Source organism: Umboniibacter marinipuniceus (assembly GCF_003688415.1).
Classification (GTDB): Bacteria; Pseudomonadota; Gammaproteobacteria; order Pseudomonadales; family DSM-25080; genus Umboniibacter; species Umboniibacter marinipuniceus.
In genome coordinates, this window is the sequence record NZ_REFJ01000004.1 from 80,119 (window position 1) to 103,829 (window position 23,711).

At 50.0% G+C, this 23,711-nt stretch carries 26 protein-coding genes; 9 read left to right on the forward strand and 17 right to left on the reverse strand.

Annotated elements, in window-relative coordinates; translation table 11 throughout:
* Positions 1-51: 51 nt before the first annotated feature.
* Together DFR27_RS08645 and DFR27_RS08650 are read right to left on the reverse strand one after the other, a co-directional pair.
* Complete coding sequence (locus DFR27_RS08645) at positions 52-795, reverse strand: class II aldolase/adducin family protein (RefSeq protein ID WP_147434527.1); 744 nt, start codon at positions 793-795, stop codon at positions 52-54.
* Between the two features lie 176 nt (positions 796-971).
* Positions 972-2,036, reverse strand: coding sequence for a CNNM domain-containing protein (locus DFR27_RS08650; protein ID WP_121877067.1), 1,065 nt, complete (start codon positions 2,034-2,036; stop codon positions 972-974).
* A gap of 148 nt (positions 2,037-2,184) precedes the next feature.
* On the opposite strand from DFR27_RS08650, the gene DFR27_RS08655 reads away from it, so the two are divergent.
* The 6 genes from DFR27_RS08655 to DFR27_RS08680 are packed head-to-tail and all read left to right on the forward strand — an operon-like array spanning position 2,185 to position 8,836.
* The gene (locus DFR27_RS08655) at positions 2,185-2,559 is read left to right on the forward strand and encodes a MerR family transcriptional regulator (protein WP_121877068.1); all 375 of its coding nucleotides are present in this window, start codon (positions 2,185-2,187) and stop codon (positions 2,557-2,559) included.
* Positions 2,559-3,734 carry an isovaleryl-CoA dehydrogenase gene (locus tag DFR27_RS08660; RefSeq protein WP_121877069.1) on the forward strand — a complete coding sequence of 392 codons (1,176 nt, stop codon included), beginning with the start codon at positions 2,559-2,561 and terminating at the stop codon, positions 3,732-3,734. The genes DFR27_RS08655 and DFR27_RS08660 overlap by 1 nt, the downstream gene beginning before the upstream one ends.
* A gap of 3 nt (positions 3,735-3,737) precedes the next feature.
* Positions 3,738-5,330, forward strand: coding sequence for a carboxyl transferase domain-containing protein (locus DFR27_RS08665; RefSeq protein ID WP_121877070.1), 1,593 nt, complete (start codon positions 3,738-3,740; stop codon positions 5,328-5,330).
* Between the two features lie 2 nt (positions 5,331-5,332).
* Positions 5,333-6,115 (forward strand): enoyl-CoA hydratase-related protein, encoded by a 783-nt coding sequence (locus tag DFR27_RS08670; protein WP_121877071.1) that lies wholly within the window; start codon positions 5,333-5,335, stop codon positions 6,113-6,115.
* Positions 6,112-7,995: an ATP-binding protein gene (locus DFR27_RS08675; RefSeq protein WP_121877072.1), complete on the forward strand. Its 1,884-nt coding sequence runs from the start codon at positions 6,112-6,114 to the stop codon at positions 7,993-7,995. Before DFR27_RS08670 ends, DFR27_RS08675 begins: the two co-directional genes overlap by 4 nt.
* Positions 7,988-8,836, forward strand: coding sequence for a hydroxymethylglutaryl-CoA lyase (locus tag DFR27_RS08680; protein WP_121877073.1), 849 nt, complete (start codon positions 7,988-7,990; stop codon positions 8,834-8,836). The genes DFR27_RS08675 and DFR27_RS08680 overlap by 8 nt, the downstream gene beginning before the upstream one ends.
* 330 nt (positions 8,837-9,166) lie before the next feature.
* On the opposite strand, the gene DFR27_RS08685 is transcribed toward DFR27_RS08680, so the two are convergent.
* Positions 9,167-9,949 (reverse strand): hypothetical protein, encoded by a 783-nt coding sequence (locus DFR27_RS08685; RefSeq protein ID WP_121877074.1) that lies wholly within the window; start codon positions 9,947-9,949, stop codon positions 9,167-9,169.
* An 82-nt stretch (positions 9,950-10,031) separates the two neighbouring features.
* Complete coding sequence (locus tag DFR27_RS08690; protein WP_121877075.1) at positions 10,032-10,340, reverse strand: hypothetical protein; 309 nt, start codon at positions 10,338-10,340, stop codon at positions 10,032-10,034.
* A 214-nt stretch (positions 10,341-10,554) separates the two neighbouring features.
* Between DFR27_RS08690 and DFR27_RS08695 the strand changes: the two genes are divergently transcribed.
* Both DFR27_RS08695 and DFR27_RS08700 read left to right on the forward strand, forming a co-directional pair.
* Positions 10,555-10,833, forward strand: a complete 279-nt coding sequence (locus DFR27_RS08695; RefSeq protein WP_121877076.1) for a DUF3144 domain-containing protein — start codon at positions 10,555-10,557, stop codon at positions 10,831-10,833.
* The gene (locus tag DFR27_RS08700) at positions 10,826-11,050 is read left to right on the forward strand and encodes a DUF1653 domain-containing protein (protein WP_121877077.1); all 225 of its coding nucleotides are present in this window, start codon (positions 10,826-10,828) and stop codon (positions 11,048-11,050) included. Before DFR27_RS08695 ends, DFR27_RS08700 begins: the two co-directional genes overlap by 8 nt.
* On the opposite strand, the gene recO is transcribed toward DFR27_RS08700, so the two are convergent.
* The 11 genes from recO to rpoE all read right to left on the reverse strand — a co-directional run bounded on the left by recO (position 11,028) and on the right by rpoE (position 21,198).
* A complete protein-coding gene (gene recO, locus DFR27_RS08705; RefSeq protein ID WP_121877078.1) occupies positions 11,028-11,714 on the reverse strand; it encodes a DNA repair protein RecO in 687 nt (228 codons plus the stop codon). The genes DFR27_RS08700 and recO overlap by 23 nt on opposite strands.
* A 2-nt stretch (positions 11,715-11,716) precedes the next feature.
* Positions 11,717-12,616, reverse strand: a complete 900-nt coding sequence (gene era, locus DFR27_RS08710) for a GTPase Era (RefSeq protein ID WP_121877079.1) — start codon at positions 12,614-12,616, stop codon at positions 11,717-11,719.
* Positions 12,616-13,308, reverse strand: coding sequence for a ribonuclease III (gene rnc / locus DFR27_RS08715; protein ID WP_121877080.1), 693 nt, complete (start codon positions 13,306-13,308; stop codon positions 12,616-12,618). Before rnc ends, era begins: the two co-directional genes overlap by 1 nt.
* Positions 13,309-13,668, reverse strand: a complete 360-nt coding sequence (locus DFR27_RS08720; protein WP_121877081.1) for a DUF4845 domain-containing protein — start codon at positions 13,666-13,668, stop codon at positions 13,309-13,311. It lies immediately after the preceding gene.
* 16 nt (positions 13,669-13,684) lie between these two features.
* On the reverse strand, positions 13,685-14,437 hold the full coding sequence (gene lepB, locus DFR27_RS08725; protein ID WP_121877082.1) for a signal peptidase I: 753 nt from the start codon (positions 14,435-14,437) through the stop codon (positions 13,685-13,687).
* 35 nt (positions 14,438-14,472) lie between these two features.
* On the reverse strand, positions 14,473-16,272 hold the full coding sequence (lepA, locus tag DFR27_RS08730; RefSeq protein WP_121877083.1) for a translation elongation factor 4: 1,800 nt from the start codon (positions 16,270-16,272) through the stop codon (positions 14,473-14,475).
* Positions 16,273-16,822: 550 nt separating this feature from the next.
* A complete protein-coding gene (locus DFR27_RS08735; protein WP_121877084.1) occupies positions 16,823-18,211 on the reverse strand; it encodes a trypsin-like peptidase domain-containing protein in 1,389 nt (462 codons plus the stop codon).
* A 253-nt stretch (positions 18,212-18,464) separates the two neighbouring features.
* Complete coding sequence (locus DFR27_RS08740; protein WP_121877085.1) at positions 18,465-18,920, reverse strand: SoxR reducing system RseC family protein; 456 nt, start codon at positions 18,918-18,920, stop codon at positions 18,465-18,467.
* Positions 18,917-19,876 carry a MucB/RseB C-terminal domain-containing protein gene (locus tag DFR27_RS08745; RefSeq protein WP_121877086.1) on the reverse strand — a complete coding sequence of 320 codons (960 nt, stop codon included), beginning with the start codon at positions 19,874-19,876 and terminating at the stop codon, positions 18,917-18,919. Before DFR27_RS08745 ends, DFR27_RS08740 begins: the two co-directional genes overlap by 4 nt.
* A 7-nt stretch (positions 19,877-19,883) precedes the next feature.
* Positions 19,884-20,555, reverse strand: coding sequence for a sigma-E factor negative regulatory protein (locus DFR27_RS08750; RefSeq protein WP_121877087.1), 672 nt, complete (start codon positions 20,553-20,555; stop codon positions 19,884-19,886).
* Between the two features lie 22 nt (positions 20,556-20,577).
* Positions 20,578-21,198, reverse strand: coding sequence for an RNA polymerase sigma factor RpoE (gene rpoE, locus DFR27_RS08755; RefSeq protein WP_121877088.1), 621 nt, complete (start codon positions 21,196-21,198; stop codon positions 20,578-20,580).
* A 151-nt stretch (positions 21,199-21,349) separates the two neighbouring features.
* Between rpoE and nadB the strand changes: the two genes are divergently transcribed.
* Complete coding sequence (gene nadB / locus DFR27_RS08760; RefSeq protein WP_121877089.1) at positions 21,350-22,981, forward strand: L-aspartate oxidase; 1,632 nt, start codon at positions 21,350-21,352, stop codon at positions 22,979-22,981.
* Between the two features lie 53 nt (positions 22,982-23,034).
* On the opposite strand, the gene DFR27_RS08765 is transcribed toward nadB, so the two are convergent.
* Complete coding sequence (locus DFR27_RS08765; protein ID WP_121877090.1) at positions 23,035-23,427, reverse strand: hypothetical protein; 393 nt, start codon at positions 23,425-23,427, stop codon at positions 23,035-23,037.
* Positions 23,411-23,668 carry an FAD assembly factor SdhE gene (locus DFR27_RS08770; RefSeq protein WP_121877091.1) on the reverse strand — a complete coding sequence of 86 codons (258 nt, stop codon included), beginning with the start codon at positions 23,666-23,668 and terminating at the stop codon, positions 23,411-23,413. The genes DFR27_RS08765 and DFR27_RS08770 overlap by 17 nt, the downstream gene beginning before the upstream one ends.
* Between the last annotated feature and the right edge of the window lie 43 nt (positions 23,669-23,711).

Genomic DNA, 23,711 nt, shown 5'->3' on the forward strand with positions numbered 1-23,711 from the left:
CCGCGCTACTTAGGTAGTGCGGGCTTTTTTTATAATATTTAAAAAAGTAGGTTAACGATATTCGCAGAGCCCTGCCATTTTCCTCTCCACTAGCAGCGTGTTCATTTCAAAAGCCCTGATTCCTGGTATTTCGGCATCTGGGATTAACGTTAATTGCGAGGCATTCGCAGTGGCCAACTGAAGCCTACAGGCATTATCTCCCGCCAGCGCCGCCACCAAAGCTCGCTCTAGCGAAGACTCACAGACACAAATACCTTCAGATTGAACTATCATATACGGCGATTTTGAAATCAACTCTCGGAACTTAGCCCCCGAAGGACCAGTTTCTTGGTAGGCCGCACTTAGATTTGCTTGAAGACCTTGCCACAAGACTGCGTGACGAGAAATGGGCTCCAATCTTCTCCCTAACAACGAAAACGGCTCGGAGTCATTGCTTCCAATGAAGATGAACGCATTAGCGTCCGGATTCTCTTGAAACGCAACCACGGCCATTTGCACTTTCGGACAACTGAGACTTTCTAACGCACACGAAGAGCCGTCGACGCTAAGCTGAACAATATCTCTGACCTCTATCGACTGTAATTCTGTAAAGGGTGAGTTGAGAAATATCGTGTTGCGGTCTACCGCTGAACGAATACAAATGAGCACCTCGTTATAATGCGCAGGTTGACGACGATGAAGTCCTCGCAGTACCGCCACGAGTTGTTGTGTGGAAAGCGCATTACGATCCCAACTTGTAGCGCTACGATTAGAATATTTCTTCTTGTTATTTATTCTGGTAGATGCGTTCGTCATTGCGAGTGCAACCTTGTTGGCTAGCTTTTCTTTCGCCCCTCCAATCTGCAAGCAATCAGATAAAATCTGAGCATTCGAAACCTTACCACAAAGCTCACTATTCTCGCAATACTGTGACGAGAATCACGCGCATAATAATTCCACCCTGCGAAATGTGACCGAGCTCTCACAATGAATCAAAGAACCTCGTCGTGCCACTGCACCCCCTTCAATTTTGCGCGTTTTTTCCACAATTCATGGGCTGCCTGTTGCATATCTTCGGTTCTATCTAGCTCATCAACAATTTCCAAACCAATGAGGGTTTCCAACACGTCTTCCATGGTGACCAAACCACGAACACTTCCGTATTCGTCAACCGCCAACATGATATGTACGTTCAAATCCACCATTGTCTGAAGTGTTTGGTAGACGCTTTGACTATGAACCACCGCGGCCACATCACGGATAAACCGACCTATACGTTTGCCCTGTCGCCCGGCGGCATAGGCGCTCAAGATATCCGCCCGGAGCACAAAACCGACAATATTGTCGGGTTCATTTTTGTAGATGGGTATGCGGCTATAACTCTCATAGTCACCACTGGCCATAAATTCGGCTACCGTCATTTTTTCATCGGCGATCACCATCACAGGTCGAGGTGTCATGATGTCTTTCACTCGCGTATCGCGAAGCGCCATGAGATTCTTAAAGATTTTCATCTCAGTTTCGTCAAGATGGCCTTCAACCTGGCCCACTGATGCTAACGCCGTAAACTCGTCTCGATCAAAATGCGCACCCTTCTTTGACGGGGAAATCAGCTGCGTAATTTTGGCCGTAAGCCAAATGATACCGGTGTATTTGCAAGCCAACACTAAGCCCACTAAAAATGTGCCCGTAATAGGTGCAAGTTGCCGCCAATAATACGAGCCAATTGTCTTCGGAATAATTTCTGAGAACACTAAAATGAGAAATGTCAGTACCGCCGAGACCCAAACCAACGCACTACTACCGAACACAACTCCCGCCTGAGCACCAACCCCGGCCGCGCCAATAGTATGCGCAATGGTATTGAGCGACAGAATTGCCGATAGCGGTGACTCAACATCCTGTTTAAGTGCAGACCATCGCTTTGCCCAAGGCTGACCCGCTTCTTTACCAGCGCGGATATATCCAGTTGTCACACTCAATAGCACCGCTTCGGCAATTGAGCACAGAAAAGAAACCACGAGGGCGAGCATTAAAAATAACAGGAGAAGCAGCATACCAATTTCCACAAAGAATTCGTGCCAATATTAGCGCTATTTGGCCGCAAAGACGAAGCGATATTCACCTAGTTACACTTGTAACAGGCTAACTTTTAAGTTACGTTTACGTTAACGTAAAGCAACGATTGAATCGCAAGGTCCTTTCATGAACGATTTCTTCACCATTTCAGAGCTTGCTCAGGAATTTGACATCACCACCCGCAGTATCCGCTTCTACGAAGAAAAAGGGCTCATCACCCCTCGACGAGAGGGGACTAAACGATGGTTCAGCAGTGCTGATCGGGTCAGATTGAAGCTTATTCTTCGCGGCAAACGCTTGGGCATGACACTTGAAGAAAGCGCCGAAATCATCAACTTATATAACCCAGAAGACGGCAATCGTCGCCAGCGGGCCCAACTAATCCAACAACTCGAAAACCGCCGTCAGCAACTACTCGCTCAGCGTGAGGATATTGATCTGTCACTGCGTGAACTTGATCAGCTCCAGCAACACGTAGAGCAACAACAGGAAGAAGAATAATGACAATAGCTCAGTATCCCAGTTTGAACTTTGACCTTGGCGAAGACATCAACGCGCTTCGTGAAATGGTTCAGCAATTCGCCCAGAACGAAATTGCCCCCATTGCTCAGCAGATCGACAAAGAAAATGACCACCCAAAGGCCCTCTGGCGTCAAATGGGTGACTTAGGTCTTCTTGGCATGACCGTGGACCCTGAATATGGCGGCAGCGGCATGGGATACTTAGCGCATTGCGTGGCAATTGAAGAGATATCGCGAGCAAGTGCCTCAATTGGCCTGAGCTACGGCGCTCATTCAAATCTCTGTGTTAACCAAATTCACAGCAACGGCACCCATGAGCAGAAACAAAAATACCTTCCCAAGCTTTGCACTGGCGAGCATATCGGCGCACTCGCCATGTCTGAAACTAGCGCGGGCTCCGATGTTGTTGCGATGAAACTGCGCGCTGATAGGGTGGATGGCGGCTTCAAACTAAACGGCTCCAAGATGTGGATCACTAACGGCCCAGACGCCGAAGTGTTCGTTGTCTACGCCAAAACTGATCCCAACGGCGGTAGCAAGGGGATTACAGCTTTTATTATCGAGCGTGATACGGCTGGGTTTAGCCGGTCCCCTAAATTGGATAAGCTCGGCATGCGCGGTTCCAACACCTGCGAGCTAATCTTTGAGGACGCTTTTGTTCCCGAAGAAAATATTTTGGGTGGCGAAGGTAACGGCGCCGCTGTACTGATGAGCGGTTTAGACTACGAACGCACTACCCTCGCCGCGGGTCCAGTGGGCATCATGCTAGCTTGCTTAGACATCGCGATCCCCTACTTGCATGAGCGCAAACAATTCGGCAAGGCCATTGGTGAATTTCAATTGATGCAGGGTAAATTAGCTGACATGTATGTCGACCTCAATTCTACTCGCGCCTACTTGTATGCCGTGGCTCGCTCCTGCGACAGAGGGGAGACTACCCGTGCAGATTCCGCCGCCATCATCCTCTACGCTGCAGAACGCGCTACTCAAGTGGCGTTACAGACTATTCAAACCCTTGGCGGCAATGGATATATGAATGACTACGACACCGGTAGGTTACTTCGCGACGCCAAGCTCTACGAGATTGGTGCCGGCACTTCAGAGATCCGCCGGATGTTAATTGGCCGTGAACTGTTTGCTCAGAGCGAGGCCTAAGCCATGTTCAAATCCAAATACGACCCCTTAACCGCGGGATCACTATCAAATCGCGAGGCACTCCTCGCCGCCATCGACGAGATTGAATCTGTTCGCCAACGCATCCTCTGTGGCGGCGAGAAGAGCCGCGCTCGTCACGAAGCGCGCGGTAAACTTTTTGTCCGAGATCGGATTGATGCACTACTCGATGTGGGCAGCCCCTTTCTTGAACTGGGGACCTTTGCAGCTCACGGTATGTACAGTCATGATATTCACAGTGCTGGTATCGTCACCGGAATAGGCCTAGTTAAAGGCGTTGCCTGTATGGTCATCGCTAACGACGCCACCATCAAAGGCGGAACTTACTTCCCAATGACCTGCAAAAAACAGCTTCGGGCTCAACAGGTCGCCATGGAGAACCACCTACCATGCGTCTACCTCGTTGATTCTGGCGGCGCGAATTTACCGCATCAGGCCGAAGTTTTTCCCGATAGAGACCACTTTGGCCGGGCTTTTTATATGCAAGCCAAGATGAGCGCAGCGGGTATTCCTCAGCTAGCTGTGGTAATGGGTAGTTGCACCGCCGGCGGAGCCTACGTTCCAGCCATGGCCGATGAGGCCATTATCGTTCGTGAACAGGGCACCATCTTTTTAGCTGGGCCACCGCTGGTGAAGGCAGCAACCGGAGAGGATGTCAGCGCCGAGGAACTGGGCGGCGGTGCGATGCATACTTCAATTTCGGGCACTGCGGATCAACTCGCTGACTCCGACCAACATGCTCTCTCACTGGCTCGCCAGTCAATTAGTAGGTTTAACATAACCAAACTAGACGCTGCGCCTGAGTTCAATGAACCACTCTACGACGCTGAGGAAATCCTTGGACTCATCCCCGCTGACAAACGCCAGTCCTTTGATATTAGAGAGCTCATTATTCGGATTTGCGACGACTCAAACTTCGAGGAATTCAAGCCCAGCTACGGACCCACCCTATGCTGTGGCTTCGTTACAATTGAAGGGCGCAACGTTGGCGTTGTCGCCAACAATGGCATTCTCTTCTCGGAATCTGCCGAAAAAGGAGCCCACTTTGTGCAACTCTGTGCGCAGCGCAAGATTCCGCTGCTATTCCTGCAGAATATTACTGGTTTTATGGTGGGAAAGAAGCACGAACAGCAGGGCATCGCTAAACATGGAGCGAAGTTAGTTCGCGCCGTTGCCTGTGCCGAGGTACCCAAAATCACCATTATCGTTGGCGGCTCCTATGGCGCTGGCAACTACGGCATGTGCGGGCGAGCGTATGATCCACGGTTCCTATTCATGTGGCCCAACGCGCGAATTTCCGTTATGGGTGGAGATCAAGCAGCCGGCGTCATGGCACAAATTCAGGAAGAACAATTGGCCCAAAAGGGCGAATCTTGGACGGCGGAGCAGCGCGATCAATTCACACAGCCAATTCGCGACGAGTACGAAAGACAGGGGCATCCGCTCTTTGCCTCCGCTCGCGGTTGGGACGATGGCATTATCGACCCCAGAGACACACGCAAAGTCGTCGCCGCGTCGTTGGCAATAAGTTGTCAGCACCCAATCCCAGAAAGTCGCTTCGGCGTATTTAGGATGTAATAATGGAATCTCTTATCAAGGTAAAATTTGACGGGGCGGTAGCGCGTATCACCCTAGACAACCCGGAACGTCACAACGCTTTCAACGCTTCAGTCATTGCCGAGCTTAGGCAATCGATCAGTGAGCTGGCACAGAATTCCGCAGTCAGGCTATTGGTTTTAAACGCCACAGGGACGAGTTTTTGTGCTGGGGCTGACTTAGCTTGGATGAAAGAAATGGCGCAATTTAGCCAGAGCGAGAATCTCGACGATGCCCGCCAGCTTGCAGCTCTATTCCAACAACTTGCCGAATTTCCGGCCCCTACGCTCTGCGTAGTTCAGGGAGCGGCCTTTGGCGGAGCAATTGGCCTTATCGCCTGCTGTGACCTCGTACTTGCTTCCAACCGCGCCGAGTTCTGCTTGAGCGAAGTGAAGCTTGGTCTAAGCCCGGCTACTATCTCTCCCTACGTCATGCGCGCGATGGGCTACCGAAACACCATGCGCTTTGCCTTAACCGCCGAACGCTTTAATGCCGATGAGGCGTTAGCGGCAGACTTGATCCACTGGATTGCCAAGTTGGACGATCTAGCAGAAAGACAAACGCAGCTAGAAAAACAATTACTCGGTAACGGCCCAGAAGCCATGCGTGCCACCAAGGCGCTGCTTCAGCAAGTGAACGAAAGCTCGATGAACGAGATGATTGAGCCAAGCTGCGAGTTGATTGCCGCCCTGCGCGTTTCAACTGAAGGGCAAGAGGGCCTTAATGCATTTTTCGAGCGACGTGCGCCGTCCTGGAGAACCAAATGATCAACAGACTACTTATTGCCAACCGCGGAGAAATCGCCGTACGCATTATGAAAACGGCCCAAGCGCAGGGCATTGAATGCTTTGCTATCTATAGCTTTGCCGATAGAAACGCTCAGCATGTTCGCCAAGCGGATCAAGCACTTGCCCTGAATGGCGCTTCGTTGGGCGAGAGCTATTTGAATATTGAACAAATCATCGCACTCGCCAGCGCTCATAACATTGACGCTATCCACCCCGGTTACGGCTTCCTGTCAGAGAACGATGCCTTTGCGGAGCGCTGTGCCCAGGCCAATATCCGCTTCGTAGGCCCGCCACCAAGTGCTATTCAAGCAATGGGTAGTAAGTCTAAAGCAAAGCAGATCATGGAGGCCGCTAACGTACCACTGTTACCGGGCTACCATGGCGATAAGGACGATGCTGAACTCCTGAAAAAGGCGGCTAAGCAAATGGGCTTTCCAGTGTTGCTCAAGGCATCCGCTGGCGGCGGTGGCAAGGGCATGCGAGTGGTAGATTCAGAGTCACAGTTCGCCGATGGTTTGGCCGCTGCTAAGCGAGAGGCCGAACATGCCTTTGGCTCTAGCCATATGATTATCGAAAAATTCCTCGCCCACGCGCGGCATATCGAAGTACAAGTTTTCTGCGATAGTCACCATAACGGTGTGTACCTCTTTGAACGAGACTGTTCAATTCAGCGCCGCCACCAAAAAGTAGTGGAGGAAGCGCCGGCTCTAGGCGTTGATGAAGCCCTCCGTAAAGCGATGGGCGAAGCGGCAGTGCGCGCGGCTCAGGCTATCGGCTACGTAGGTGCAGGTACCGTAGAGTTTCTTCTGGGCGAAGATGGCGATTTTTACTTCATGGAAATGAATACGCGCCTACAGGTCGAACACCCTGTCACCGAGGCCATAACTGGTGAAGATTTGGTGTCGTGGCAGTTAACGGTGGCCGAAGACAAACCACTTCCGAAGCTGCAAGACGAGTTAAGCATTAACGGTCACGCTATCGAAGTCAGGCTCTACGCAGAAAACCCGCAGCGTGGATTCCTCCCCAGTACCGGGCGAATTGCTTTGCTGGAATGGCCGAATGGGGTTCGAATTGATGCCGGTGTTGTCGGCGGAGACACCATCACCCCGCTATATGATCCAATGATTGCGAAACTCATTGTTCACGGCTCGAGCCGAGATGACACCATTCAGCGAATTCAGTCTGCCCTGGCAGACACACACATACTTGGCATTCATTCCAATACCCAACTGCTTCGTCAAATTTGCGCTCACGCTGATTTCGTTCGTGGTGGCGTATCAACCACTTGGCTGGATGAACGCCTAGCGGATTTACTTGAACACACTGCATTGCCACTAGATATCAAGGAGCATGCCGTTGCGAGTATTCTGCGGAATATATCAAACGCAAAGGAATGCCAGAGTACTTGGCATCAGCACGATGACTTTCGCCTTGGAAACGATACCCGCAACTATCATTTCGACGTAGAAGGCACCGCTATCTCACTCAGTTTAGCGTCAGCCAAAACACACCTAAGTACTGCGCCGGCATACCAGGTAGTTCGTGACCACGACGCCTACTGGGTTCATGGCAGCGGACTTGAATTGCGGATTACGCCCTTTCACCCTGCCCGTGCGCAAACCGCGAAAAGCTCTGGCGCAATTTCGGCTCCAATGAGTGGCTCGGTCATAGAGATCTGCTGTCAAGATGGCGATAAAGTCAAAGCAGGCGACAAACTAATTAGCATCGAAGCCATGAAGATGGAACATGCCTTGTATGCGCCTGTGGATGGTGTTGTTGTTGGAGCAGGTCTTGCTGTGGGCGACTCCGTTAACGATGACCAATTATTGCTGACCGTTGAGGAGCTTAATCATGCCTGATGTGCGTATTATTGAGGTTGGCCCTCGTGATGGCCTCCAAAACCAACCTAGCGTGCTAACCGTACCGCAACGTATCAAATTTATTAATCAGCTTTACCAGGCCGGCTTTCAGAGTGTTGAAGTGGGCAGTATGGTTCGAGCAGATCGAATTCCGCAAATGGCGAATTCCGAGGACGTCATCCGCGGCATTCAACCCACGGCGGGATCAGAGGTGAGTGTACTCGTGCCAAATATCCGCGGCTTTGAGCGTATTGACACCAACATCGTCACCGAGATTGGCGTTTTCACAGCGGCCTCCGACACCTTCAATCAGCACAATATCAACTGTAATATTGATGAATCGCTAATGCGTATAAAGCCACTAGTAGAAGTTGCTCTGGATCAGAACATCAAGGTTCGTGGCACCGTGAGCTGTGTCGCCAAGTGTCCATATGAAGGCACAACATCGGTCGCAAAGGTAGTTGATACCTGTGAGAAGCTGTTCGCTCTGGGCTGCTATGAAATCGTCCTGGGCGATACAATTGGCGCCGCGACACCTCAGCGAATTCGGGCGCTAATTCAGGCTCTGGCGCCGTCAATCGGCACTGATCGCATTGCCCTCCACGCCCACGACACCTTCGATACTGCCATTCACAATGTCGCTGCGGCGCTTGAGTTGGACGTACGCGTCTTCGATTCAGCGGCATCGGGCTTGGGCGGCTGCCCCTACGCACCTGGCGCTAAGGGCAATGTTAATAGCCGGACTGTTATTGAATTTTGCGAATCCCAAGGGGTTTCAACTGGGGTTGATTTGGAACAGTTGGCGATAGCGGAAGCGTATATTCAGGAGTGTTTAAACTAACTTCACACTCCTGAGCTGTGTACTGACACGTTAATGTGATTAAGCCCAGCGAATGATTAGACCTGAGTTAAATGCGGTATCAGTAGTTAGCCGACACTTTATCGAAGGTCTTCTGCCACATCATTATTAAGCGCCGCTTAAAATGGAGATATGTGCTATTAGCATTAGTCCTATACGATATGTTGGTGATAGTTGGGCGAACTCCCTTAACACATTCTAACTCACCATCACGTCCCTAACCCACCATCACGTCCCTAACCCACCATCACGTCCCTAACCCATCATCACGTCCCTAACCCATCATCACGTCCCTAACTCACTATCACGCCTCTAGCCCACCATCACGCCTTCAATTCGCTCTCTCTCACGCTGTTCCAACAGCGCTGCAATCTCAGGAGGAAGCGTGTGCAGGCAGATCAAACTCCGGTATACACCCACTTCACACGCGTCAAGAAACTTATAGCGGCACCATTTCACTGCCAGATGCTTGTTAACCAGAAGATGCTCTGAAAAGGGATGCAAACTACCTGGTCTACCCCGTGAGCACGGGATGAGATGGTAGTCGTCGCGACCGTTTTGAATACTCTCCCGAAGAAACGGTTGCGAACGGATGTAGCGCACATAGCCATCGCTAAGGCCCTCTAGATGCTCACCACCCAGCAGCCATTCCGAGAGGCTGCCCTTCATACATTGATACTCAAGCGTGGCAAGATTAAGCTCCGCTTCAACACTACTTACTGCTAAAACAACGGTACCGCTCAGCTGCTCTAGCGCTGACAGGTTAAGATCGTCAACCTCATCTAAGGATAAGCTGCCTATCGCAAGCATCCCCGTGGGTAGCGCCACATAGCGGATCAAAGGATGACGTTTAAGCGTTGGCGGACTGAGGTAGTATTCGCCCAGTAAATAATGACTAAAGAGCGCGGTCCCCTCTCCATCATTTCCCGCTTGGTAACAACTATGAGCGAAGTGACCGCTTGCTTTGAGGGCGCTATAGAAGCGCTTAGTAACACCTTGGAGCGCAAGGACCTCAATCTTTTGAACCGCGATTAATGCCAGCTGACGAGGGCAGAACTCTGCCCCATCAACCATCCAACTGCCGATAACACCCATACAGCCCTCCATCCTTTGGATTGTTTGATGAGTACTATTGATAACTAGTTTTGAGGGTGGAACAACTCTGCAAAAGTGCGGTTTATTGAAGCGCTACGGGTTGATTCAGGTCGGCGTTTATCAATTCCCGATCGGGGAGTAATCCGGCCAACATATTGAGTACTACAGAATTCATCTCCAGTGAGTCGGCGTCTCCGAGTAGCGACTCCGCAATATCATGATCGAAGCTAATATCCATGGAGAAGCCGCGCGAGTTATCGCTGCATAATGCTCGTACTAGGACGCCAGGGCCCAAGTCGACTTCGAGTTTCCACCAGTAACCGCCGTAATCGTCATAGGTTAACTCCGATGATTTCACGGTCACTTCAATTGATTCTAGATTTATATCCACGTAGTCGACTCTAATTGAGAAAATTCGCGCTATCTTACGCGCTTTTCGGCGTATTAATAGTCGTTGTTCCACGCATTATTGACTGACTGGTGCGGTGAGCGGCAACGGAGCTGCTTTTGTTCTATAACGCTGCCAAAGAGATAGTCGTGGATACGTCGCGTTAACCGCAATTATAAATTACAATGGGATAACTACTACTATTGAGAGCATCGCTATGTCTGCCGAGGAACAAACCCTTTTCAAGCTCATCGAACAAATACTTGACCTGGCCAATGAAGCCGCTGAAGAGGCGGGGCCCGACCTAGTAAATTCGGCATTATTACAGGCGGCTGCTCGCTACAATGCATTTATTGTTGCTGCAAATAGTGATGACCTTCGCGACGAAAAGCATAGCGCCGTCAGTTACTTGGTGACTCGTTATAAGGAGATGTTGGGTGACAACATTGACGACTTCATTGAGAATCCACTGCCAAAGGTCGATTTAGATGATTAAGCCCTATCTCAATACTGGTAGATATCGCCATTACAAGGGCGGTGAATATCAAGTGATTGATGTAGTAAGACATTCCGAGACCGAAGAGTGGCTAGTCCTCTACAAACCGCTCTACGGCGATGAATGTTTGTGGGTGAGGCCCTACGACATGTTCTTGGAGTCTGTTGACATAGCGGGGGAAACGGTGCCTCGGTTTAGCGAGATTCTGTCTGCTTAGTAAAAAGTGACTCATAGAGGCGGCGACTTTCTAATTGCCGCCCTCCTAATGCCGAGTTCACCAGATATCGAAACAACGGATTTACACTGGCATCATACGCTTGCTCCGCTAAACCTAGCAGCACTCTCCCCGAGAAAGCATTCTTCTGTTTGTCCGCCACACACTCAAATTGACTGTCCTGATTAAAGGAATACCAGCTATTGGGATCAATGGGGTTTGCAAGTGAGTCCGAAGATATGTCAGGAAAAACGCCTAACTCCTGCAAAAGTATGTGCTCGAAGCCACGCAACGCTTGCGCAGTATCCTCCTCCCTACTCAGGCTAACTAAACAGGCTTGATAGGCACTGAATAACGCTTGGCTAGAGGCGGGACCTAGGAGGCGATAGCAGAGCTCGTTGACATACAGCCCCATATAGAGAAAGCGCCCCGCTAAATGAATAGGTGCGCTAACGGCTTCAACTTTAGAGAGAGTGAGAACGCTGCCTTTGCCACTCCAACGGGCTAACAGCGGAACGTAAGGTTCACCCTGAAATCCACGCTTCGGCTTACGCCAAACCGCCGTCACCTTGCCCTCATCGCGAGTAAGAAGCTCCACCAGCAAACGCCCCTCTTGATAGGGGCGGCGGTGCAAAATCCAGGCAGGTTTAAGCGGCGCTTCAGCCATGATTAATCCGAATCGTAGCCCAAGCTCTTCAGCGCACGCGCGTCATCAGACCAACCACTGCGGACTTTAACAAACGTATGCAGCATAATCTTTCGATCAAACAGGCGTTCCATATCCAGGCGCGCCTCCTGACCAATCAGCTTAATTCGGGACCCCTGCTTGCCCACAACAATCCGCTTTTGCCCATCTCGCTCTACCAGAATGACAGCATGAATATCTAACACATTACCTTTGTCAGTGAAGCTCTCAATCTCGACAGTCATCTGATAAGGCAATTCATCTCCTAACTGACGAGTAACTTTTTCTCGAACAATCTCAGAGGCAAGAAAACGCGAACTTTTATCCGTAATTTGGTCATCTTCGAAGAAATGCGGGCTTTCCGGAATGTGCTTTTCGATGGCCGCCAATAGCGACTCAACCTGAGTTCCCTGTAGTGCGGAAATAGGGACAATATCAGCGAAATCGCCCTTGGCCTGAAGTGTTTCGATATAGGGAAATACTTCGTTCTTATTCTCTAAGCGCTCAACTTTGTTGATGGCCACCACTACTGGAGTCTTGGTACGTTGCACCAATTTTAAGACAGCCTCATCATCTTCGGTCCAACGAAGGCGGTCGATAACAAAGATAATGGCATCAACATCACGAAGTGAGTCCGTTGCCTCTTTGTTCATGTAGTCATTGAGTGCTCGCCCCTTACTATTGTGTAAGCCTGGCGTATCAACGAAGACATACTGAGTATCAGCTTCGGTATGAATACCCAACATACGGTGACGAGTCGTTTGCGGCTTGCGCGAAGTGATCGCTAACTTCTGACCAAGAATACGGTTAAGCAGCGTTGACTTGCCCACATTCGGGCGACCTACAATCGCGATAAAACCACAGCGACTTTGATTCTCTGACATTATTTTTGCCTCAATAATTGCAGCGCCTTCGCGGCAGCTGCCTGCTCGGCTTTTCGACGAGACGTTCCCTCGCCAAAAACTTCACTTAATAGATTGGGAATATCACAGCGTACCTTGAAGGTCTGGTTATGGTCTGCACCATCAATAGACGCCACTTGATACACTGGAAGCGCTACTTGTTTCTTCTGCACAGCTTCCTGTAGCTCTGTCTTGGCATCTTTCTTAGGCTTGCCCACCTTGAGATTCGCGAGGCGACTTTGATACCACCTTAGAACACTCGCCTGAGCCGTGGCCATATCGGCATCCAATGAAATAGCGCCAATAAGCGCTTCTACCGTATCGGAAAGTATAGATGGCCGCTGAGCACCACCGCTTTTTATCTCTCCCGCTCCCAGGAATAGGCTAGCGCCCAACTCCCACTCGCGCGCTATCTCTGCGAGCGTGGTCTCGCAGACAAGGTCCGCTCGAAGCCGGCTAAGATCACCTTCAGTGGCTTTTGGTAACTGCTGATAGAGTGCCTGTGCAATCGTACAATTGAGGATAGAATCCCCGATAAACTCCAAACGTTCGTTGTTAGGCGTGCCAACGCTACGATGCGACAAGGCCTGCTTGAGCAGGCCCTGGTCCGAAAATTGATAAGCGATACGCACAAGCAGCTGATCAATATGCTGCTGTTTGGAACTGTCTAGCATTCACTGAGCCTTAATTTCATTCTCAAAACTTAATACCACATCAATGTTATAGAATAGATCAATTCTGACCTCGTAGTTGGCGGTAACGATAAAGCTATCATCCTCACGCGCTATCACGAGGGCGTTTCGTGCCTCAGGTGAAATATTGTCAATGACCATGGCTTTACTAATACCCTCACGGAAATCAGACAATGAAACATCTTCTGTACCGGAATCGAAGACTTTTTGCACTGACGAGACAAGCATTGTGTTGTCTAGGTAGTATGGCCCAAGCTTCACACCTAACATGCCGAAGAAGACGGCAATCACAATAACCAAACACATTCCGTAGAATGACATACCGCGCTGTAACCGCTGCATAACTTTCCCCTAAATTTTAGTTAATCGGGCCAACGTTCGAGAAGCTTGGCACACTGAAAAATTCATCCCAATGCATCCACTTATAAACGGCTTTGCCAACAATATTGGCCTCGGGAACGGGGCCCCACTCACGCGAATCGCGAGAGTTGTCTCGATTATCACCCATCATGAAGTAGTGCCCTTCAGGTACCACCGTATTAAAGTCCTCACTGTAGCGACCTGCCTGAACGTGGCGGAACATTCGATGCGAAACCTCACCCAGCTGCTCTGTAGTTTCTAACACTCGGGGCTCATTTACTGGGTAACCCATCACAAGTTCTTGCTGCTGCAATTCGCCGTTGACGTAGAGCATGCCCTGTTTTACCTGCACACGATCACCCGGTAGGCCGATCACACGCTTGATAAAGTAGCGCTTATCATTGGGCGGAAAGAACACCATAACATCACCCCGTTGAGGGCTATTCACTTCAATCAATGTTGTATTGGCAATAGGCAAACGAATCCCGTAATCGTACTTGTTCACCAAAATAAAATCGCCTACGTCCAACGTTGGCTCCATTGATGAGCTGGGGATCTGAAACGGCTCATACAAGAATGAGCGCAACACAAATACAAACGCTAGGACAGGAAATACTGACTTAGAGATATCAACCACTGCTGGATCTGGGTTATTGCCGCGATTCTTGGCGAGAAATAACTTATCAATTAACGCGATAAGTCCTGTCACAGCAACCGCCGAGGCAAAAATCAGGGGTAAATCTAAATCCATAGTTCTATCCTAGTAGTATTTATTGTTATGGTTTCTTAGCTATCTATCTTCAGCACAGCAAGGAAGGCTTCCTGCGGAATCTCCACGTTACCCACTTGCTTCATACGCTTCTTACCAGCCTTCTGTTTCTCTAGCAGCTTCTTCTTACGGCTAGCATCGCCACCATAACATTTCGCCGTAACGTTCTTACGCAGGGCTTTCACGTTAGTTCGAGCAATAATTTGCCCGCCTAATGCCGCCTGAATTGCTACATCAAACATCTGACGAGGAATGAGTTCCTTCATCTTTTCACACAGCGAGCGCCCGCGCGGGGCCGCAAAATCACGGTGAACAATCAGTGCTAGCGCATCAACGCGATCGCCATTAATGAGGACATCTAAACGAGCCAACTTTGCCGCTTCGAAGTGGTCAAACTGGTAATCCAATGACGCAAACCCACGGGAAACCGATTTCACCCGGTCGAAGAAGTCCATGACAACCTCATTCATCGGCAGGTAATAGCTCAACTGTACCTGACCACCCATGAACAACATATCTTTCTGAACGCCGCGCTTCTCAACACACAGATTGATTACATTACCCAGGTAATCCTTTGGTACCAAGATATTCGCAAGCACGATGGGCTCGCGCATTTCTTTGATGGTACCCGGATCAGGTAATTGCGAGGGGTTATCCACCGTGACTACCTGATCATTATTCAATACGACTTCGTAAATTACCGTAGGCGCGGTGGTGATGAGATCGAGATTATACTCTCGCTCCAAGCGCTCCTGGATGATCTCCATGTGGAGCATTCCCAAGAAACCACAGCGGAAACCAAAGCCCAAAGCTTCGGAGCTCTCTGGCTCATAGAACAGTGACGCGTCATTAAGACATAGCTTTGACAGTGCCTCACGGAATACTTCGTAATCATCTGAGCTTACTGGGAACAGACCGGCGTAGACCTGCGGCTTCACCTTCTGGAAACCTGGTAACTGATCAACTTCAGGGGTCTGTGCGTGGGTGATGGTATCGCCAACAGGCGCGCCATGAATATCCTTAATACCCGCTACGATGTAGCCCACTTCGCCGGCCTTCAGAACGCCAGTTTCCGTACGTTTCGGCGTGAAGATACCCACCCCGTCAACCACATGCGAACGACCTAGACTTTTAATGATGATCTTGTCTTTCTTGTTGAGCGTGCCGTGTTTTACACGAACCAATGACACCACACCCAAGTAATTATCGAACCATGAATCAATGATTAGTGCTTGCAACGGTGCATCCACATCACCTTCTGGTGGCGGAACACGATGAACTAAGGTTTCAAGTACGTCTTCAACGCCGATTCCGGTTTTTGCCGAACAGGTGGTTGCATCGGTGGCGTCGATACCAATGATCTCTTCAATTTCTTCACTGACTCGCTCCGGCTCGGCCTGCGGCAAGTCAATTTTATTAAGTACCGGGACAACTTCTAGCCCCTGCTCAATTGCCGTATAACAGTTCGCGACCGACTGAGCTTCTACGCCCTGCGCCGCATCAACCACCAGCAAGGCACCCTCACAGGCCGCGAGCGAACGCGATACTTCATAGGTGAAATCAACGTGCCCTGGGGTATCAATGAAATTCAATTGATAGGTATTGCCGTCTTTCGCCGTATAATCAAGGGTGACGCTCTGCGCTTTAATAGTAATACCGCGCTCGCGTTCAATATCCATTGAATCGAGAACCTGGGCGGCCATTTCACGCTCGGACAAACCACCACAAATCTGGATGAAGCGGTCCGCTATAGTCGATTTACCGTGATCGATGTGGGCAATGATAGAGAAATTTCGGATATGGCTGAGATCGGACACAATTACCTCTGAGAATCACCTAGATTCTGCGCTACTTTAAAAACGCTAATTGTAATCGAAAAATTGCGCCAGCCCTACACCTAATTCTACTTAGCCTGAAGACCACTCAACCATCCAATTAAACTTAGCCTGAAGACTACTCAACCATCCAATTAAACTTAGCCTGAAGACTACTCAACCATCCAATTAAACTTAGCCTGAAGACTACTCAACCATCCAACTAAACTTAGCCTGAAGACTACTCAACCATCCAACTAAACTTAGCCTGAAGACTACTCAACCATCCAACTAAACTTAGCGGAAAAGCTTACCATTAGTGCGGCCCTGTGCTCTCAAGCGCACCTACGAGCTCAGCTTCCCCTCACTCACTCCAATCCACTGCCGCAATCTCCAAAGTAATCAAGCTCCGGGGTATTGATACCTAAAGGAAGTGAAAAGTCTTTGTGATCCGGCTAGGACTTACACACCTAGCCACAAGCAGTTCGCTAAACTTAATAAAAAAACCCCTCATCAGAGGGGCTTTTAGGCTTTCTAGCAAGATACTAGGGGTTTAATCCTCTAGCTCAATAGTCCTAAACACGGGTTGCCCGTTACGGAAGAAGCGTATTGGCAACTTCTGACCTACCGGTAAATCTGCCTCGATAGTGGTGAGTGATTCAATATCCATCACTTCCTTGAAGTTCAGCAAGTTAATCACATCGCCCGGACGAAGACCGGCTCGGTCCGCGGCAGAACCATTAACCACCGCTTTTACTCGGACACCGCCTTCGATGTCGAGCTCAGTAAGTTCATCTTCGGACAGGTTAGCGGCTACTACACCTAAGGCGCCCGCTTCGGATTCCTGGCTCTCGCCTACCTTTGCAGGAGACCCGCTGTTGGGTAGCTCTCCCAATGTTACGGTCAAGGTCATTGGCTCAAGCTCGCGCATGATATTCACTGAATAGCTTTCACCAGCTTGAGACAAGCCCACAATATGCGGAAGGTCGCCCGAGTTCATCACGGCTTTGCCATCAAACTCCAATACGATATCCCCAATCTGGAGACCACCCTCTGCGGCTGGGCCATCCTTTTCAACCAAGGTAATTAGGGCTCCACGAGAACGCTCTAGACCATTCGCTTCAGCCAGGTCTCGATCAACATTCATAATGGCAACACCTAACCATCCACGGCTAACAGAACCGTTCTCTTTCAGCTGTTCCACTACTTGCAGTGCCACATCGGAAGGAATAGCGAAGCTCAAACCCATGTAGCCACCAGAGCGTGTGAAAATCTGGCTGTTTATACCAACTACTTCACCTTCTAGGTTGAACAGTGGACCACCGCTATTACCGGGGTTAATCGCCACATCAGTCTGAAGAAATGGCACGTAATTATCGCCGTTTTCGGTTGGCAGTGAACGACCGCGAGCGGAGACAATACCTGCGCTGGCAGAGTAATCTAGACCAAATGGTGAACCGATGGCGACAACCCACTCACCTACTTTAGGCTGTGCTGATGCAAAGCGCACCGGACGCAGGTCTTCCGCATCAATTTTCAGCAATGCCAGGTCGGAACGAGGGTCCTGCCCTACTACTTCAGCGTCGTATTCCCGCTGATCCGGGAAACGCACAACGATACTATCGCCATTCGCGACCACATGATCATTGGTTAGAATATAACCATCATCAGAAATAACGAAACCAGAGCCACTTGACTGAGCTCGCTGCGGGCCACGATTCCTGGGCTCATCGAAGAAACGGCGGAACATATCCGGCATACCTTCAGGCATTTGTCTTCGACCGACTTCGCGAACCGACTCCACTTCAATCTTCACCACGGACGGTGAATTGTTTTCAATCAGATCAACTAAATCGGGAAACTGATTGGCAGACGCAAATGGCGCCATCACCAAACACACAAGTAACAACGACACCTTGTAGCAACGGTGTGTAAATGACATAAACAATCTCCTAAAAAAGACGATACGAGTTAATAACAGCTTATTATTCAATCTAGTGGCTAAGAAAATAGATTCTCCACCAACCTAAGCAATATTGTCTGCCGCTAAACCTTGAACTTCAATTGCGCAATACCGAACTCAAGTCTAGACACAGTTGGTACTTAGAACCTCAGTTTCATCAATGGTTCAATGCAATAGTGAAAGAAATCAACGCGGGTGATCACAACGATTCTTTACCGCAACGTTAGCGGTGCTAAGCCTTGGTGATAATGGCAGAGGAAAGAATGATAGGGTGGAGCTTCGGGTTACACTGATCTCTGCGCGCACGACGATAGAGCCAGCAACCCGCCGTTGCTAGACCAACCAAGGCTCCCGCAAATGATCCCAAGTCGGGATTGAACAACTCGGCGCCCAGCACTGCGCCTAATACTAAAGCAAGCACTGGAACGAGATACAACCAGAGCGAACCCAACGCAACCACTTCTCGAGGAACACCTATCTCCACACTGTCCCCCACGTTTAAATGAAGCTTGGGCTGATTCGGATCAAAGAGAGCATGAATTTGCGTAGTCTCTGAAGTAGCTTTATTAAGCAAACGTTGGCCGCAAACCGCGCGCGCGCTACAGGCGTCACAGGCAGACTGGCGTATGGTAAGCACCCAGGCACCCAAGTCATCAACCTCGGTTACTTCGGCCTGTTCAATGATCAATCGCCGCCACCTCTGCGTCGTAGCGACGCGATGGAGCGCTCTACCGTCTCGGACGGTACATCCCCCAACAAGGTAATGGTGTAATCCACACCATCAACTTTGATTGGCTGAGCCACAAGGGAAATCGCCCCAACACGCTGAATACCGCGACCATTAACACCTGGCTCAATAAATACCGAGAACACGGCATAGCCATCACCATACATTAACCAAGTACGATCATTTTCGGCGTTGTATTCGGCACTAAATAATTCGAAGCCAGGTGGAGGCTCTGTTACCGCCCAATCTACCTGATCGTAATTTGCCAACTGCTCCTGAACACAATCACTTGGCTGATTGAAGATAAGCGGCGAGTTAGTTTGTGCGTTTAATTCTTCGGGGGTAATAGGCCGAATTTGAATATCCAAGTACTGCATTGACTCAAGAACTTGACCTTGGCGATCTAATAACAGGCTTTTTAAAATCAGTCCGGAGGCTTGATCTACATAGACCAAATGCGCGAAGCGATACTGATCAATGGGTGTTAACTGCATCTTCCAAGCAAGCCTACCTGCCACCCGCTCTTCACCAACAATCGATGGCTCGTACACGCCACCAACCATGCTGTGAAGTTGGGCAAAACGCGCCCGTCTTAGCGCCTGACCTGGCTGGAGACAGTCGACTGGCATGGCTTCGCGAATCACTTCCCGAGCGGCACCGTCTAGATGAAAGATACGTTCGTATTCAATACCGTCTTCAACCTGATGAACAACGCGTACGTTTTGCTCGGTCGCTCCATTTGTCCAACTCAACACACCAGTATAACTAATCTGACGACCTGCCTCTGACATGGCAGCGAGAACAATTTCAACGGGATCGGTAACGGTATTGACTGGGGTAGTCTCGTTAGTTTGTGCTACCAGCGCAGGCGAAGACAGTAATCCGCCCAGCGCGAGTAACAGGAGACATCTAAACATTAATAACTTATTCCGGCGCAGCTTGGAGGTAGGTCCGCACCGAAGAGGCTGTGTTTGGACCTGCACGCTCCACGTGTAAGCGTAGGTATTCCGACATCAACAGCTGAATACGCTGTTGCTCTTCCGGGGACTGAAGGATCGCACCATTCGGCTGAATGATACTGTGACCCGCCGGCGCACCCGTAGAACTTAGTGTTAGGGGGGCTCCTGAGATCTGAGTTGATACCTGGCGAGTAGCAAGTTGCGGTAGGGCCAGCTCGGCATTCAAACTGTATAACGGTTCATCGACGCTCTGGAAACCGGGAATCAACGCTTCATCTGATTGAGTCTGAGTGAGTGGCGAAATAACCACCACTAACGCCGCTACCGCCGCCGCAACGGCAAACTGTCCAGCGGGTTTCAGCCACCGTGCATGTAACTTCTGAACGGTTGTTGGCGCCTCATCAACCAACACTTCATCACCGATTTCGGCGCGAATACGGTTAGCAAGGTCTAGACCCAAATTCGCATCAACGTGCTCGTTCAGCGCACTTTGCTGAAGATTCAACTCCGACCAGTGGCTACGCACTTCATCGTTTTCATCTGCTGCACGTAAGAGTCGGTGCAATTCGAGCTCCGAGATCTCGCCGTCGATCAATTTCGACATAAGCTCTGATGTTGAGTTGTTAGTGTTAGTCATTCAGTAATCCTCGATGCACAAACTACACGTGACGACGCGAGCTTGGCGTGCTCTTTATTTCGCTCAAGTAGGGTTTAATGGCTTCATTAACCGCTTCTCTCGCTCTAAAAATTCTCGACCTGACAGTTCCCACGGGACAACCGAGTGATTCAGCTATTTCATCGTAGCTCAAGCCTTCGAGCTCACGAAGGCGAATCGCGGAGCCTAGTTCTGCGGGTAAATCATCGATAGCGGCGACAATTGCCGCGGCCAACTGGTCACTATTAGTAACCGCCTCGGGGGTTGAGGCGTCACTTAACTCCATGAGTTCAGGACTTTCGGTGTCATCAATATCCACATCCATTGTTGGACGTCTGGATTGAGCCACCAACCAGTTCTTTGCGGTATTCGCCGCAATTCGGTAGAGCCAAGTATAAAATGCACTGTCACCGCGAAACTTATCGATGGCTCGCCAAGCACGAACAAACGTATCTTGAGCCACATCTAACGCCGCATCTCGGTCACTCACAAAGCGAGAAATTACCACCACAACTCGGTGCTGGTACTTCAGTACCAGTAAATCGAATGCGCGCTTATCGCCTTTTTTGACTCGCTCCACCAGCAAAAGATCTGCATTTTTGGAGGCAAGTTGTGATTCAGACATATCATTACCTAATTGGTTGCGCTGTTATCAACGCGTTACTATGACCAGCAAGATTTTTAGTAGTTCCCTAACACTTATAAAAAAACCTCAGTTATAATTTCGAATCAGGGAATTTGCCCTCCATTATACGGCATACAGTGGTCTAACACGAATGACAATTAAAGAACATGACGTACTCGTCATTGGCAGTGGCGCCGCAGGGCTGACTATCGCAATTGAATTGGCTCAGCACCTTGATGTGGCGGTCCTGTCAAAGGGCGAACTCAATGCCGGCTCAACTCGCTGGGCTCAGGGTGGCATCGCTGCGGTACTGACTGAAGATGACACCATCGAAAGCCACGTGGCCGATACCCTTGCAGCGGGCGGTGGACTTTGCGATGAGGAGCGTGTCCGCCATGTTGTCAGTCACTCTAGTGAGGCTATTCACTGGCTGATTGACCAAGGCGTGGAATTCACCAAAGAAGAAGATGGCCAGCAATATCACCTCACACGAGAGGGCGGCCATAGCAAACGTCGAATCATTCATTCGGCGGATGCCACGGGTCAAGCCGTTGCAAAAACGCTCATTGAACGAGCTACTCAGTCTGAGCGAATTGATTTCTTCACCCATCATATCGCCGTAGACCTCATCACCCACGCGGACCCTTCCGATACTAAGATACGCTGTGCTGGGGCCTACGTACTGGACACGGATACCGGCGAAGTGGAAACGTTTTCCGCCCGTTTCGTGGTTTTGGCAACCGGTGGTGCTTCAAAAGTTTACCTCTACACCAGTAACCCTGACGGCTCTAGCGGCGACGGTATTGCTATGGCCTGGCGCGCAGGCTGCCGAATTGCCAACATGGAGTTTAATCAATTCCACCCTACTTGCCTGTACCACCCCAAGGCCAAGTCATTTTTAATTACCGAAGCCTTACGAGGTGAAGGCGCACAGCTGAAGTTACCTAACGGCGAGCGCTTTATGAAGCGATTTGACCCTCAGGGCGAATTGGCACCGCGAGATATTGTCGCCCGCGCCATAGACCACGAAATGAAACGCTTGGGCTCAGACTGTTTGTTTTTAGATATCAGCCATAAAGATGAGGACTTCATCAAGGCGCATTTCCCAACGGTTTATAAGCGCTGTTTAAAGTTCGGCATTGATATCACTAAGGAAGCTATACCAGTGGTTCCCGCTGCTCATTACACCTGCGGCGGCGTGGTGGTAGATACCAATGGCGCTACCGACCTTAAGCATCTTTACGCTATTGGCGAATCTAGCTTTACCGGATTGCACGGAGCCAATCGTATGGCGTCAAACTCGCTCCTTGAGTGCATTGTCTACGGCAGGTCAGCAGCGCAAGATATTCTTGATAAGGTTGCCAGCACTCAGCGAGCCAGAGCACTTGTTCCGTGGGATGCTAGTAGAGTAACCGATTCTGATGAAGACGTGGTGATCTCCCACAACTGGGACGAACTTCGCCGCTTTATGTGGGATTATGTGGGCATTGTTCGAACCAAAAAACGCTTGGAACGTGCGCAGCACAGAATCAAATTACTGAAACGGGAAATTGCAGAATACTACGGACACCACAAGGTCAGTAGTGATTCAATTGAACTGCGAAATCTCGCCGACGTTGCCGAGTTGATTATTCGATCAGCCCTTCAGCGAAGAGAGTCTCGAGGATTGCATTTTACCCGTGACTATCCGAATTGTTCGCCGGTAGCTCGAAATACCATTATGGTGCCCATTAACTTTGCTGGCCAGGACATTGTGGTGACTGACCCGCAGTCTCAGCGCTGAGGCTGGTAGGCACCGATAATCTGGTGTATTGAGACGCCCTAAGACACTTCGGCTCAATAGTTGCCTGTATTTAAACGCCGCCTAAGACGGCGCCAGCGGATTAATGGCAACTGATCCCACCACCAAGTGTAGGTGCCGCGCTGGGTACTTATCTTGGTCCAAAAAGCACCCAATTGCAGCGCGTGTATTTTCCCTAACGAACGCCAAGTACCTTTTTCACAACGCCACAATTCGCCACCATAGAGTGTGTAGGTCTGAGGATTACCAGGTAGAGCAAGCAACCATACAATAGTAGTAACGCCCGTAAGCGTTGCTACTTCTGGGCGCGCCAAAACAAGTAGATAGTTGCAAGCCGAGAAACTGACGAATAAGAACAGCCAAAAAAGCGATGCACTGGGGAGGAAGGTAAATAGCTGGTTGGTGCCGCGATTAGCCGCGGGCAGCATGGCGATCCAATATTAATCTGACCATTGCCGCGTGCTCCGGATCTTCAGGCAAATCTGCCTTAAGGAACCAGCGAAACAGATCTTGATCTTGTTCTTCAAGTAGCGACACATAGCGCACTTTATCAGCCTGATCCAAACCTTCGTATTCAAACTCTACAAAAGGACCAAGTACCAGGTCCAACTCCAGCATACCGCGTCGGCTTGCCCAAGCAATACGATTCTGTGCGAAGAGATCTGTCATAGGATATTTCCACCTTTAATACGTTTTGCCCATTATCGCCCAG